Annotated in this window: 14 protein-coding genes; 2 read left to right on the top strand and 12 right to left on the bottom strand. The window is 55.2% G+C overall.

Annotated features, from left to right (window positions below; translation table 11 throughout):
* Positions 1 to 46: 46 nt before the first annotated feature.
* Both AC2FJC_RS12690 and AC2FJC_RS12685 read right to left on the bottom strand, forming a co-directional pair.
* Positions 47 to 1,051, bottom strand: coding sequence for an alpha/beta hydrolase (locus AC2FJC_RS12690; RefSeq protein ID WP_496739788.1), 1,005 nt, complete (start codon positions 1,049 to 1,051; stop codon positions 47 to 49).
* Positions 1,044 to 2,678 carry an RcgA family putative transporter gene (locus AC2FJC_RS12685; RefSeq protein ID WP_496739787.1) on the bottom strand — a complete coding sequence of 545 codons (1,635 nt, stop codon included), beginning with the start codon at positions 2,676 to 2,678 and terminating at the stop codon, positions 1,044 to 1,046. Before AC2FJC_RS12685 ends, AC2FJC_RS12690 begins: the two co-directional genes overlap by 8 nt.
* A 209-nt stretch (positions 2,679 to 2,887) precedes the next feature.
* Between AC2FJC_RS12685 and AC2FJC_RS12680 the strand changes: the two genes are divergently transcribed.
* Positions 2,888 to 3,070 (top strand): hypothetical protein, encoded by a 183-nt coding sequence (locus AC2FJC_RS12680; RefSeq protein ID WP_282153400.1) that lies wholly within the window; start codon positions 2,888 to 2,890, stop codon positions 3,068 to 3,070.
* A 189-nt stretch (positions 3,071 to 3,259) separates the two neighbouring features.
* On the opposite strand, the gene AC2FJC_RS12675 is transcribed toward AC2FJC_RS12680, so the two are convergent.
* From AC2FJC_RS12675 to AC2FJC_RS12635, 9 genes are all read right to left on the bottom strand, one after another.
* Positions 3,260 to 3,472, bottom strand: coding sequence for a hypothetical protein (locus AC2FJC_RS12675; RefSeq protein WP_496739786.1), 213 nt, complete (start codon positions 3,470 to 3,472; stop codon positions 3,260 to 3,262).
* A gap of 224 nt (positions 3,473 to 3,696) precedes the next feature.
* Complete coding sequence (locus tag AC2FJC_RS12670; protein ID WP_496739785.1) at positions 3,697 to 4,698, bottom strand: ABC transporter permease; 1,002 nt, start codon at positions 4,696 to 4,698, stop codon at positions 3,697 to 3,699.
* Between the two features lie 10 nt (positions 4,699 to 4,708).
* Positions 4,709 to 5,464 (bottom strand): ATP-binding cassette domain-containing protein, encoded by a 756-nt coding sequence (locus AC2FJC_RS12665; RefSeq protein ID WP_496739784.1) that lies wholly within the window; start codon positions 5,462 to 5,464, stop codon positions 4,709 to 4,711.
* 19 nt (positions 5,465 to 5,483) lie between these two features.
* Entirely contained in the window at positions 5,484 to 6,716 is a 1,233-nt protein-coding gene (locus AC2FJC_RS12660; RefSeq protein ID WP_496739783.1) for an ROK family protein, read from the bottom strand.
* Positions 6,717 to 6,791: 75 nt separating this feature from the next.
* Complete coding sequence (locus AC2FJC_RS12655) at positions 6,792 to 7,436, bottom strand: nucleoside/nucleotide kinase family protein (RefSeq protein ID WP_496739782.1); 645 nt, start codon at positions 7,434 to 7,436, stop codon at positions 6,792 to 6,794.
* The gene (locus AC2FJC_RS12650; protein ID WP_496739781.1) at positions 7,429 to 8,280 is read right to left on the bottom strand and encodes a PfkB family carbohydrate kinase; all 852 of its coding nucleotides are present in this window, start codon (positions 8,278 to 8,280) and stop codon (positions 7,429 to 7,431) included. The genes AC2FJC_RS12655 and AC2FJC_RS12650 overlap by 8 nt, the downstream gene beginning before the upstream one ends.
* Positions 8,277 to 9,350 (bottom strand): class II fructose-bisphosphate aldolase, encoded by a 1,074-nt coding sequence (fba, locus tag AC2FJC_RS12645; RefSeq protein WP_170432349.1) that lies wholly within the window; start codon positions 9,348 to 9,350, stop codon positions 8,277 to 8,279. Before fba ends, AC2FJC_RS12650 begins: the two co-directional genes overlap by 4 nt.
* 10 nt (positions 9,351 to 9,360) lie before the next feature.
* A complete protein-coding gene (locus AC2FJC_RS12640; RefSeq protein ID WP_496739780.1) occupies positions 9,361 to 10,848 on the bottom strand; it encodes a family 43 glycosylhydrolase in 1,488 nt (495 codons plus the stop codon).
* A gap of 83 nt (positions 10,849 to 10,931) precedes the next feature.
* A complete protein-coding gene (locus tag AC2FJC_RS12635) occupies positions 10,932 to 12,008 on the bottom strand; it encodes a sugar ABC transporter substrate-binding protein (RefSeq protein WP_214652691.1) in 1,077 nt (358 codons plus the stop codon).
* Positions 12,009 to 12,525: 517 nt separating this feature from the next.
* On the opposite strand from AC2FJC_RS12635, the gene AC2FJC_RS12630 reads away from it, so the two are divergent.
* Entirely contained in the window at positions 12,526 to 12,933 is a 408-nt protein-coding gene (locus AC2FJC_RS12630) for a GFA family protein (protein ID WP_496739778.1), read from the top strand.
* A gap of 584 nt (positions 12,934 to 13,517) precedes the next feature.
* On the opposite strand, the gene AC2FJC_RS12625 is transcribed toward AC2FJC_RS12630, so the two are convergent.
* Entirely contained in the window at positions 13,518 to 14,402 is an 885-nt protein-coding gene (locus tag AC2FJC_RS12625) for a MurR/RpiR family transcriptional regulator (protein WP_254436329.1), read from the bottom strand.
* Between the last annotated feature and the right edge of the window lie 45 nt (positions 14,403 to 14,447).

The raw sequence follows: 14,447 nt of genomic DNA, 5'->3' as shown, positions 1-14,447 counted from the left end.
TCAATTCCACTCGAGGAAGAATTGACTTCTGAATGGGTGATTGGTTCTAGACCAGAGCATCCCCAATCGATTTGCTGGGCGCCTTCAGCTTTTCCTCTGTCGACGCGGAGAAAAGTTCACAAATCTGAGCCAAAACGTGCTCACGAACCTTCGGGGTCTCGTATAGAACATCATGCCTGGCACCAGGAATGAGTTCCAGTTTCCCGCCTGGCCAACGCGCCATTCGATCTTGTATGGCGGATATGGCAACGATTTCATCTTCGGCACCACAGAACGTTATGCACGGCGTGTCAGGGGACTTCCTTTTTGACAGTGATCTGGTTTCCTTGAGTGCCTGAAACAGCCATCCCATACTCGGTCCACCAATTACTTGTTCAGGCAGAGATTCCGAAATGTTCGCGTAGTACTCGTACATATCTGGATCATGTGTCAGCCTGTTGTCCTTGAAATCAGTCGTCAGGACATAACTCTCTCCACGCGTCCCAGGGGCATAGGTGTCGCCTTTTCCAAGTGTTTGAAATGCCCATGACAAAGGCCAAGCACCGAGGCGCTGCAGCCGTGGGAGATTTATGTCCCACAAGGGAGCGGTGAACGCGCAGGCAGATACCGGAAATCCTTCAGCAATGGCGCGTAGGCCAACGCATGCCCCTAGCGAGTGCCCAATCAGAAACCAGGGCTGCGGAAGATTGAGTGACTTGGCTGCTTCAAGCGTAGCTGAGACGTCTTTTTGGTAGTCAGAGAAACGAACAACATGGCCCATCAACCTGTCTTCCGTGAGCCGGTCCGAAAGCCCCTGGCCACGCCAGTCAACAGCGAACGCCGTATAGCCGAAGTCATGCAGATACTCGGCGGTGCGCCCGTATTTTTCGATGTTTTCCGTTCGCCCCTGGAACAGAAAAACCGTGCCTTTTGACAGCTTGGTTGTCGGCCAATGCGCCACCCTAAGCCGCACCTTATCATCGGTGTGAATCCAATAGGCTTTCGCATCGGATGGGCCCTCCGCGACATCGGGATGAATAGGGGCTTTGTCCAGGGCATTCGTCTTAGGCATCTAATTCTCTCGATTTTATTGCGTTAAGCTGACCCAGGGTGGGTCGTGCAAGGAAACATGCAGCCAAGGTCAGGGCAGCAATTAGGAGGATCGTGAAGCCGGGAAAAACACCAATGAGCAAATAGGCTGCCGTCAATAGGAGCAGGATCCCGTTCATCATTACCACGGGTACTCGGTCCGCGCTCTTGCTGCTCGGCAGGCCGAGCTTGGTAACCGCAACGCGAATTCTGGCTGTGCAAATCACAAATACTGCGAAAATCACGAGCAAACAGAAAAAGCTATAGTAAAAACCGGGTACATTCTGATGGAGGTCATACCCGTTCAATTGGGCATCGCGTCTACCAAAGGGAGCCAGGATGTCCGATGTTAGCCAACCGACGATGTCTCTGCTGTCCGAAAGCAGGAAGCTCGCCTGAAGCTTCATCAAAATGGTGATCATCAGACCCAATGAACAACATCTGAAAATCCCAACCATTAGCAAGCTGCCAATCTCTGCAAGATTCTGATGGAGTTCTTGGCTCTTGTCGTGGGCAAGGTGTGCAGCAAAATCGACGAAATCATCCGTGAGCGAATAGAGGATGATCAGGCCTGCGAAGAACAAGTAAGACCCAAAGGCGTTTAGCAAGAAGACGAGTCCGGAAAACGCTATTGCGTTCGGTACGGAAACCAGATCAGGTTGAAATATAGCTATTCTTCCCCACTCCACCGGCCAACTTCCTGTGTTCCCTGTCAGCAAGGGGATCAGGTGTGTTTCCATCCAATTGAAAGCCGAGGCTATCAATATGGTCACGACAAACACCGCCCAATACACATAGGACATCGCTGTGACTCTGCTTGCCCAATTGGTTCGTGGTGATGTGGAACTCAACCTTGTCACCAAGTCAGCTCGCCATTCTGCTTTCCACAGCCTCAACAGATTGATCAAAACTGCGAAATACGCTGGCAGAAGCACAAGGAAAACAACTGTCCAATTTGGGGCCCACAAAAAACCAACTTGCTTTGTCGGACCTGTTGGGGGTTTGAACTCAACACTGTGAATGTTCAATGAAAACGACATAAGCCCCAGCGCTGTAGCAGCGGCGAATACCACGGCCGGCAAGCCCAATGATGAATGGGTGCTGAACATTGCCTCTGTTCGTCCCGCTAGTCCCGAGATACTCGTCGGCTCCCTCGGTGTTTCCCGTTTCGCTGCGTTTTCAATCGCGTCTTGGTCACCTTCCTTGGCAGTGCCAGAAGAAAACTGCAAATCGCGCGTTTGAATGCTGCGCTTCTCTCGTCGCTTTGTTGCCAATCGCCTGTTGGCGGCATTAAGTTCCGCCCTCCACGCGGTGATAGCGTCAGGATCGCCGCAGCCGAATACGCGCGCCAGCCAGCGAATGTTGTCGGTGCTAATCCCTCTGTCGTTATCCTGAAACCAATGCTGAACTGTCCGTAGCTCGATGCTCGACTTATTGGAGTCAAACTGAGAGATGGTGCTTGCAAGTAACTCTGGCGTCCATGAGCCCACAGGAAGTCCCGTCTGGTCAGCGGGTAAGCCAGCTCCCACAGAAACCAGATACTTGAACAGTTCCTTGAAGTCGCTGCCGTCTTTCAGCGGAGGAACAAAATATTTACCGTGCTTTATCAATTGATTACACGCTTATGGTTCGTTCCGTTTCATCCTGTTTCGTTCCGGTTCGTGCGATTGTCAACGAGCCGCCTTACTCTTCTCAAAGTTGAGCCAGAATCCGCTCTTTGCTTTGGGATGAAGGGCAACAACCACGCAACAGAAAGAGCCCTACCAATCTTGTTGTGCTGGGATTGAAGGACCGGGCCTACGAACACCGAGGATTGACGATGGCGACAGAACAACAAAACGAACGAGCAAAAAAAGGCGAGCCGATCATTGAAGTTCAGGACGCCCACACGGGCAAAACGATGGCGGTCGTTTATGCATGGAACAACGGACAAGTCAGTGTCGCGTCAGACAGCGGGTTAAGAGTTGTGGAACTTTCGCCTGCCGCTCGTCTTCGCCTTTGAGAAGACTTTCCGAAGCTTAAACAGCGTTCAATTTTGACGCTAGGTGCGCAGCGACCGGTCAAAGAGATTTAACATAGTTTCACTTACGCCGCTGTGTCGCCGTAGTAGAGCTCGCTCTAATTCCGGTTTCGAAATCCCCGATTCTGCTGAAAACGCGTCACGTTCAAAGCTTGACTACAGCGCCTTTATTCACCCTTTAGTCTCTTGATCTGACGCCTCGTCGGGCCAACCAGAAAGGAAAAACTGCCAGCTCGCGATGGCTCCAATCGCGCCAAACAGAATGGCCCAGAACAAGTTCCCGGTTACAAGCTCCAGGATCGCCCATCCAACGCTCAAGAGTGTGACGGCAACCCGCCGCCAGAGCGGAAGAAAGAAGGGTACGCGAAGTTCGAACATGTTCATCCGAGGATCACTCCAACGCTATGGAACGCGTGATGTTAGACCTCTGGCACGATAGGTGCGCTGGTAAATGCGATCAACCTACGCCCTTCTCCATGGTTACGCGCATCAAGTTCAGCGCAAGCTGTTGACCAGTAGCGATTGTCGACGGCTGCACGCAGCCAATATTCGATTCCTCGGCATCGTAGCGCACAGCTCCGGCAGCCACACCACGATGTCATTCGCTGTCACTTCACCACGTCTACCTTGCTTCTGTTCAGCGAAATAGCGATGGCCGCAATCAGCAATACACCCAGGGCGACCTGACTCCATGATGGTGGCACGCCCGCGATTGTCAGCCCGTTGCGGACGATCGTCAGGGTCAATGCCCCGATGATCGTCTTGACTACACTGCCATAGCCACCCGTCAGCGGCGTACCACCAAGCGCAACTGCAGCAATTGCGTCGAGCTCAATCATCAGACCCGCCTGTGGCGTCGCCGCCCCTGCCCTTGCCAGGTTGACGCAAGCCGCCAACCCCACCATCAATCCTGCAGCGGCAAAGACCTTGATCTTGAACGTGGTGACATTGATCCCGACCAGGCGGAGGACTTTCTCGTTGCCACCTACGGCGCGCAACTGCTGACCAAAAACAGTCTTCTCATAGAAGGCCCACATAAACAGCGCGACAATCGCCGCAAGGATGAAGATCGCGGGGAATTTGCCCATCGACAGAAGCCATGGCGCGGCAACGGATGAGATGTTGGTGCCGCCTGACACGCTGTCGTCCGTTATATAGATCGCCGTGCCGTCTGACGCGATAATCACAATGGCCCGCACGATGATGAGCATTGCCAAAGTTGTCACAAATGATGGGATCTTGAGCAGTGAAATAATCAGGCCGTTGACCATGCCAACAAGACCCCCTGCGACAACACCCAGGATCAAGCCCACATCCCCGAACCAGAGCATTCCAAGAGCCCCCAGAAACGCCGAAAATGCCAGGCTTGATCCGATGGAGATATCAATTGAACCGGTTGTCACGATCATCAACTGTGCAAATGCCAGCAACATCAAGACAGGCGTTTGCTGCGCGATGAACGTCCAGTTGCGCATCGACATGAAGCGGTCGCCCGAGATCGCCCAGAACAACAAGATCACCAGAACAATGGCCATGAAAGGCACATAGTCTCGCAACATTTCCGCGCGTTTGGGCGTCAGGAAGGGGCCGGAGGCGGTTGTTTCGGTCATGTCGTTCTCCTCATTCGCCGAGAGTTATGGCCTTCACGAGCCGGTCCGAGGTAATCTCGTCGCGTTTGAATTCGCGCGATGTGACCCCGTGATGGGTCACTACGATACGGTCAGCCAGACGGCGCACCTGATCGAGATTGTGGCTGACCAAAAGGAATGACGTGCCCTGCTTGTCGCGCACATCCTCAACCAATCGCTCGACCTCCGCCGTTTCATTCGGTCCAAGTGCAGCGGTCGGTTCGTCAAGGATTACGATGTCGCTCCCCCAGGCAATTGCGCGCCCGATCGCGATACTTTGTTGTTGTCCACCAGACATGGAGGAGATTGGTTGAGACAAATCCTGAACGGTGGTGACATTGAGCTGCGCGAGGGCTTCACGGGTTTTTTCTCGCATCTTTCGTTCATCCACAAAAATCCCCCATTTGCGGGGAATGCGTCCCAGGAACAGGTTGTAGGGTGCCGTCATATTGGGGACCAGCGCCAGGTCCTGATAAACGACTTCAATCCCGCACTCCTGCATATGTGAAACGTTATGCTCAGCGCGGGACACTTCCTTGCCATTGATGATGATCTGTCCGCCGTTCGGAACATAGGCTCCGGCCACAACCTTCATCAACGTTGATTTTCCGGCACCATTTCCGCCCACGATCGCGACGACTTCACCGCGATGAAGATCAAAGGAGCCGTCACGCAATGCCTGGACACCACCGAATGACTTCGAAACGTGTTTCACCGAAAGAAGAGGTTGAGCCGTCTGGTCAATCATAGTGGGTTCTCCTTCATTCCTATCCGCTTGCTTCGGCAACAAGGGCTTCTGGCTCGGCTCTGGGAGAACCGAGATAGGTTTGTGCAAGTACGTCCAGAAAGGCTCCGCGCAGCACAGTATCTTCACTTTGCTGGCTCAGCTCGATGTCGACGGCATCATAGATGCTTGGCAAAACCGTCGCTTTTACATGGGTCTTGATGTGTTCCAGAAACCTTTGACCGAACCCGGCATATTCGTCTCCGATCACTACCAGATCCGGATTGACGAAGTTGATGCAGTTGGTGATGCCTTGCGCCAGATAGCGCGCAACCCTGTGCACCTCTTCGCTGGCAAGCCCGTCTTCCGCCGCGTATGCGTCGAGGACCTGAGACAAATCAGCGTCTGAAGTCAATGTTGTACCGCTGACGTCCTCCGCGCGCTCCCGTATGGCGCGCAGTAGCGCAATGCGTGATGTAAAGAGTTCCAGACAGCCTCGATTTCCACATTTGCACTGCTCGCCATCAACGCTGATGGATGTGTGCCCCAGTTCGCCCGCAAGACCTTGCGCCCCGCGGTGAACATGGCCATCCACGACAAGCGCCGATCCGATCCCCTGACCGGCAGACAAATACAACATGACCTTGGCCCCCAGCGCCCGGCCATGATGGCGCCATTCAGTCAAGGCTGCCGCCTTGGCGTCGTGTGTGGAGTGTACAGGTATGTCGGGATAGCGGGAGCGCAGCTCGGGGATCAAATCGAAGCCCTGCCATTGAGGACTTTCAGTCATGAGGATGACACGTTCATCGCGTTCCAGGAAGGGGCCAGGAACTGCCACGCCAATGCCATCGACCTGTTTCAAATTGGCAATATGGCGATCCAGTATTTCGGAAATCTCTTTGAAAGTCTGCTTGGCGGACCCGTCTCGTGCGATGGGGAATTCACTGGTCTCCAGCAGGTCACCGCGCAGATTGAATGCAGCAATGGAAAAGCTGCGCCGCTGCAGTCGGAGACAGAGGATGTATCGCCCGGAACCGACAAAGGCCAGGTTGATCGATCGCCGGCCGCGCCCACCGCGAACAAGCCCCACTTCCTCTACGATGCCATTGTCGATAAGTGGTGCAATTGCACGGGTGACGGTCGCCTGATCCAATCCGGTGGCCACACTGATTTCCTTGCGCGAGCACTCTCCCATGTCGTGCAAAGCCGCAAGGATGGCGCGCCTGTTGTGGCCTTGAATGCCTTCGATCGACAGGCCTTTTTGAGCAAGCTTCATGTCCGAACCCCAATTCTTTCAATTTGGCTCAAACATAGCGAGTTTTGCTTGCGACCTGCAATCAACTGTCGGGTGCTAGGCATCGACGACCTCCTGAAACAGGATGTCGGCGAATGTAGCACTTTGTCGGATCCTCTCCGCGTTGGGCATGTCGGTCTTGGTGATCTTTTCCCGCGTCTCGACTTCACCTCTGCCGCTACGCTCGTGGCGTTGCATCAAGCGCTGCTTCAGGAGATCGTCCGGCGTATCTACAAAGATACGCAGGTCGAAATGCGATGCCGCTTGAACCCAGGGCGCTTCATTCATCAGGATGTAGTTGCCCTCGACGATGCAAACGGCTTCGTTTCCTTCGATCCGGGTCCCTTCTGGGACCGGGTCATGTATGTGCCGGGAATATCGCGGCCACCAGAACGCATCTCCCTTGGACAAACGTTCCACCGCGCGGGCAAACGCGTTGCCATCAAATGTATCGATACGGCCTTTCACGCTCCTAAGCCCTTCGGCCTCAAGCTGGGCGTTTGTTTTGTGAAACCCGTCCATTGGGCAGTAGGCAGCGATGTGCCCGGCAGCACGTAAATCCTCGGCCAGCCGCTCGGACAGCGTAGACTTACCCGTCGCCGGAGGCCCCGCAATTGCGACAATGAGCGGCGGTTGACCTGCACCTATCCGCTTTTCAATTGCGCCCAGAAGGTTGGGATAGTCGGCGAGCTGCTCAGGCATCCATCCAACTCCGCGTACCCGCATGGGTGCAGGACTTACCCGCGATCTGGTTGGCGATATTCAACGCATCTACAAATGAACCGGTCTCGAGATACGCGTGGCAGAAAGCGCCGTGGAAAATGTCTCCTGCGCCCAAGCTATCGACAACGTCCACCTCCAAAGCGGGTATCTCACCCTGACGTCCCTGATCATGCCAGACGACCCCAGCGTGACCCCGTGTCATCGCCCAGCGATGGATGCCCAGTTCTTCACACATATTGGCAAAGGCGCGCGGTCCCTCGGGACAAAACACGTCGCTGACAATTGGAATATCGGCCAGCTTTAGAAAGTCCGGGGACCAGTCTTTCCAGCCACCGCCATCCAAAATGATTGGCCCATCAAACGCGCGCAAAGCGTCAGCGTGCGCCGCAATAAAATGTCGTTCGTACTGGTCGATCTGAATCAACCCGTATCCTTCCGTCAGGATCAGATCCTCTTGAGAGTGCACCTTTTCGCACTCATCCCCTGCGCCATTGACAATCATCCTGGACCCAAGGCTCCGCGTTGAAACAACTGTCGAAAGAGGGATGCGATAGTCCGGTTCATTACAAATGTCATGCACCGTAACGTTTCTGTCCTTCAGATCGGACGTCAGCATTGTCTTCATTGGGCCCGGCGCGCCCAGCGATGTGGCCAGCGCCGCCCGTCCGCCAAGATGGGCAAACGTGACGGCAGCGTTCAAGGCCGACCCGCCCGGGATCACATCATTGCTCAATGCCTTGGTCTTGCCGTCCGGACCCGGAAAATCCTCGACAAGCGCGGTGACATCCATCACCGAGCGGCCTATGAACAGCGCCCGGCTCACGCGGCCTTCCGGGATGGATCGAGCCCGCCGTCAGCATACCGCTTTGCCATTTCGGCAACTGGGATCGGCTTGATTTTACACCCGTGGCCCGCTGCCCCGAACCTCTCGAACCTGTCACGGACCAGCGTCTCAAGCTCCGCCATCCCGGCCAGGATAAACGCCCGCGGATCGAAGTTCGACGGGTTGTCCCGGGAGAAGCGCCGCATCGCGCCGGACATGGCCATGCGGCAATCGGTGTCGATGTTGATTTTTCGAACACCATGCCGGATCCCGCGTTCGATCTCTTCGACGGGGACGCCCCAGGTTTGTGGCATTTCACCGCCAGAGGCGTTTATCAGGTCCTGCAATCCCTGTGGCACAGAGCTCGATCCATGCATCACAAGATGGGTATTCGGTACGCGACGGTGGATCGCCTCAATCTGGCTGATGGCCAGGATGTCGCCATCCGGTTCCCGTGTGAACTTATAAGCGCCATGAGATGTCCCACAGGCTATCGCAAGCGCGTCGACCTTGGTTGCAGCTACAAACTCCGCCGCCTGATCGGGATCGGTCAATAGCTGATCGTGATCCAGTTTGCCTTCTGCCCCGGACCCGTCTTCTTCACCCGCCTCGCCGGTTTCCAGCGATCCAAGAACACCCAGCTCTCCTTCGATTGAGGCACCCGTCCAATGTGCGATCTGTGCAACGCGGGCCGTGATATCGACGTTGTGGGCATAGCTGGCGGGTGTCTTGCCGTCGCCCATCAGGGAGCCATCCATCATAGCCGAGGTGAACCCCGCAGCGATGGCGCTGACGCAGGCCTGTTCGTCGTGGCCGTGGTCCTGATGCAGACAGATTGGGTTGTCGGGATACATGGACGCCAGTGCGTTCACTATGGCGACGATCATCCGATCTCCGGCATAGGCCCTGCGAACATTCAAACTGGCTTGCAGGATCACCGGTGCGTCGCAGGCGCGCGCAGCGTTCATGATCGCAAGGCCCTGCTCCATATTGGAGATGTTGAACGCCGGCACACCAAATCCTTGATCCGCCGCATAATCAAGCAATTGTCTGAGGGTTATGAGGGGCATGGCGAGGCCTTTACTTGCGGAAGTTGAGATTGTGGAATTTCGCCGAGCCTTCCTGAACGAACAGGCCCCAGGCATCGGTATTGGAGATGTCATAGACCCTGAAGGATGCAACAACCTGCCCGGCCACAAAGCACTCTATGGCCGACCCGTTGCGCAGGATCTGGACCCGGTAACACCCATCCTTCGGTGTGAAGGCGAGCGGGCGCTCGACCAATGGGCTGTCGATCTCCTGACGGACCTCAATGCCATGCCGTTCATTGAGCACCAGGCTGTCCCAAAGTGGATCCATCGCAGCTGGCCAGCGATCAAACAGGACGCGCTCCTTCATGGGCTCGATTGAAAGACTGTAACCGCTGTCCAGATGATCGCCGCCTCGGGGTTCGATGAGAATACCCACAGCTTCGGTGGCGGGATCAGGTTCAATCACTACATCGAGCAACACGTCATCCCGGTTCGGACCGTCGATGAACGCGTATCCGTATGATCCTGTCGCATCACACCGAGGGTCTGCATCGCTGGTCCAGTCTCCCAACATGGGGCGCAGCTTGTGGGGCACGGTCTCTGCGTAACTCTGGTCCACGTTATCGGGCAGTTTACAGGTCAGCGTGCCGTCTGGCAGCGAGACAAGTTCGCGCGGGCTGCCCAGTTCTCCGCCCCAGACCCAGCTACGTTTGGGGCCGTGATGCTTGCGGAACGGAATCCATGCGAAACTCATGCGGCGGTCGCCATCGCTGGCGGATTTGGCGGCGTAGAACCGACGCCCGTCAAGACTGTCGAGCTTGCGGCTTTCCCAAGGACCATCCGGGGACTTTGACACCCGATACACGGTTTGCATTCGTTCCGAGTAGCGGCTTTCAACCAGATACCACCAATCGCCCAGCTTGAAGATTTCCGGGCATTCCGGGCAATGCGTCAGCATCGAGGACGCCAGCGGCGGGCCGACCTCCCAGCTTTCCAGATCATCGGACGTGGCTACGGCAACACAGCCCCGACGAAACTGCGGACCTTCCTTGAGGCGTGCCGAGATCAGCATCTTGAAGCACCCTGCCTCTTCGTCGCGGTAGACAAAGGGGTCTCGCCAATCAACGGTTTCGTACCAGCGGGGATCGGGGGAGATCATCGGGTTGGATCCGGATTTCTCCCAGGTCCTGAGATCGGTCGATGTTGCTTTGCAAATTGACTGTGGCGAGGCCGATTGACGGTTGTAGCCAGTGTAGAAGAAGTGAAAAACGCCCTCGTGCTCAATGACAGAGCCGGTCCAGATCCCATCACCGTCGCATTCGCCATGCGCGCCGGGACCAAAAGCGTCGGGCATTACTTCCCAGTTTACGAGGTCATCTGACCGAAGATAAGCGGTCGAGACACGCGCCCGCTCAACATATTCCCAGGCGCCTACGGGGGGTTGGGAAAAAAACAGATGCCATGTGCCATCGTGGTAGAATGGCATTGTATCACCAGCGGCAGCACCGCGCTCCGGAGCGTATCCGAAAAGTCTCATCTGCGGACCTCGAAAAAGAGTTTGATATTTCTGGGTCCCCCGGCCCATTGAGCCGGGGGAGGGCATGCTGCGTGCAAGGGGAGTTATTGCACGTAGTCTTGCCAGTTTGCCTGCCAGGCGTCGATGAAACCAGGCAGATCAGCGTCGGGATTATGGACCTTGCTGAGACTGCGAATGGTGTCCGGCGAAAGAATACAGCCGTTCAGAAGACTGTTGGCATAGGTATCCACATTGTCGGCCGTTACCGGAATGAGACCAACCCGCGGCTGGGTGTCTTCAATCGGGTGACCGTGCAGATAGTCATAGAGCTGGATAAGACCGAACCCGCCAACCATCCAGTGACCACCGATCGAGAAGTCCAGCTTGCCGTCCTTGATGAACTGAGCCACCTGCTCGTCGATATCTGTGGTGATGATGGCGATGTCATCTCGCCCGGCCTGTTCCACCGCAAATTGACTTCCAAGGCCAGCGACCGCACCAAGCACGACGATCGCGTCAATCTCGCCAGGTCCGAAGCGGGCAATGAACTGTTCAGCATATTTCTGGCCATTCTCCCGGTTCAGACGATCCCAGGCCTCGGCGATCACCTCGACCCCTGCCGCGTCCAGTTCCGATTGGACACCAGCCCAGATTTCTTCCGCAGAGGTCACACCCTTCTGGTTCCAGACCATCGCGACTTTCTTGTGCCCCAGATCTGCCGTGGCTTTGCCAATCGCCTGCCCCCAAGTGTCATTGTTCTGGGTCACCTGCGCGATGAAATCCTCACCTTCATAGTCATCGTCGTAGCTGGACACCACCAGTCGACCGACAGCAATGCCCGGAATGTCATTTTCTTCCAGAAGACGGGCGACCTGGATACCCGCCGGCGACGTCAGCGGGTTGAAGATCAGCCCGTCCGGGCCGCTTGCGATGATGGATTCAGCTTGCGCAGCGTGCTGTTCTTCCGAGTTCTGATCGTCAAACTCCTTCAGCTCGACACCAAGCGCTTCGGCGACGCAGCGTTCAAAACGATGGCGGTTGATTACCCAAGGGTTTGTTTCCGGCTGGCCAAGGTCTGCGATTACCAGATCGGTACGAGCTTCGCTTTGAGCCGTTGCCACGCTCGCAAGCGGCAACATGGCTGCTGTCACAAGCAAAGGCTTGAGCATCTTATAGGTCATGATCTCCTCCCTGGAGAGTTTTTCGCGTTGATTGCGGAGAGGTAAACTCCTATTTAATGCGTACTGCAATTAAATGCAGTTTGCAAGTATATATCCAATCCGCTGAACCAACCCGGGAACCTTGAGGTCAGGAAGTAGTAAAAATCCAGGCTTTACGGCTCAAGCAGTCAAGGCATCAAGTTCCGCGCGAACCACGCGGTACGGCAGGGCACGGTGAGGAACCGGTTGGGCCGATGACCGACGACTGCGGGTCCATCGCACCCAATAGGAGGAAGATGAGCCTTTGGTATGAGCGCAAATCAAGGAAGTTGAACGTTTAGCCGGCAAAATCTCAAACGATACAAGCTACTTCTTCATTTCTCAGCCTATCTTGAACCGGCTTTGGATCAAGGCTCTAATCGGCCTCGAACAGTTGGTGATTTTGGCGCTGCTCTTGACGTCATCCGTATCGGAAAGCTGCGCTCCGTTTCGGTTTCAATCAAAAAAGGCGCCAAACACTACGATCTGGAGGCTTGTAATGGCGGCGGCAATTTGCACTGGTCAGTGTCTTTGTGGAAAAATTGAGGTTCGTATTTCGGGTTCTCCCGAATTTTCGTTTTTGTGTTTCTGTCTGGACTGTCAGAAAATTTCCGGTGGCGGCCATCTTCCGCAGTCTGCGTATCTTAGGCAGCATGTGGTAATTAGCGGCGAGCCGAAGCTCTACAGCTGGGAGTCTGACGCCGGGAACACCGTCAGCCTGGGTAATTGTTCTGACTGTGGTTCGCCGATCTACAAAGCGACGTCGAAGATGCCGGAGTTTCTATTCGTCGCGGTAAGTGTTTTGGGCGACCACTCTGGTTTCGAGAACCCCCATATGGCTTTCGTCGAAAACTGCCGGGATTGGGACAGGTCACGCGCTCTCAAACTGAAGGGTTCTCTACAGTGAAGGCTGGTCCAAATTCAATTCGCCAAGACGGTCGCTTCTCTCAACGCGCCCGTAAATGATCAGGCATATTTTTTGATCGCCGCAGTTTGATGGCCTCCGGAATTACCAACAGGTGCACCCTGCCCTGCCTCCTAATGTTCCTGTATTGGGGGACGAGTTCGGCTAGGGGCATGATCGTATCAAAAAAATGCTTACCTTCGCTGCGCGCTGCATGAACCGTTAAAACGCGGACCTTGCCGACATTGGATTTTGGCACTTCGCTGACGCAGTAACTTCTTGCGGTTGCGGCACGACTGTTGCTGTGGCGTCGAAAATGTCTCCATTCCGGTCATTCGAGGGTACTGATATCGGCCGGATCGAAACCGTACTTTCGCCGCTGTAGTCCCGAATCAACAGTGACGGTATAGGCCAGACTTTGGGTTTTCGATCTTCGCTGACGCAGCATTCTTTTGCGCGCGGATCTAACCCAACATGGTATGTTGTCGTTGTGGTAGAATTAGTCCTGCGTCCCAACGCGAAAGATAGGCCACCGCGCGGGTATCTTACAAATTGGCCTCACCGGAAGAAGACAAACCTTTCAAGGATCAACTCGCTTTGGTGACCGTTGGAATATTCGGATCGTGGTCGCCGCCTTGCAGCCGCGCGGCCGTTGCCAGAACGAGCGCTTGCGAAATACACATGGGGGCTGCGATGGAACGTGAAAATGTCTGGCGATGCTCCGGCACAACAAAAAAAGGCTTGGCGGATTTGGCGAGAGGCGAGAGGTTGCTATCTGTGATGGCGATTATCGGGTGTCCAACTTCTTGCACCTGCTCGACAATCTTTACGACTTCGTTTGCGTAATAACGGAAAGACACCGCCACGAGAACGTCTCCTGTCTGCATTGTCTGCGCCATATGGGTCGCCAAGCCTCCGCTCGGATCAAGCATCACACATCGCTTACCAATCATAGTCAGCATGTATCTTATGAAGTCTACCACAGGTGCCGATCGCAGTTGCCCAATCAAGAATACTGTTTCCGCTTTGCTAAGCCGGTCGGCGGCGAGCGCGAGGTCATCGCCTGAAATGTCCTCAATAAGGGACTGAAGGGACGCAATGTCTCTGACCACCAGATCGCGCAGAAAGCCCATATCGCTGGGATCGTCTCGGTTTCCGAGGTCATCCTCTAGCGCACGGACGCGTGCTTCAAATCCGGGTGCCGCAGTCTCCAGTCGCTTTTGAAACAGGACTTGCAGATCTTTGAAGCCGGTGTACCCCATCGCTTGGGCAAATCGGACGAAACTAGAAGCATGAATACCACAGCGATCAGCAATCGCATTGACAGAATGCACCGCAATTTCGTTTGGGTTCTGCGTCAAATAGAGCGCGATGGCCTGATGAGACTTGCTCATCTTGTCGTAGCGTTCCTGCACCAGTTGAACAAAGGTTTCAAAGTCCGAGGGACCCGTTGACAAGTTTTGATCGCCCAATCTAGGACCCTCCGAATTACCGTCGTAGCGTCGACAATGCGACCG

The sequence above is a fragment of the Ruegeria sp. CDSB117 genome (assembly GCF_059611005.1).
This window is presented reverse-complemented; position numbering and strand designations above follow the sequence as displayed.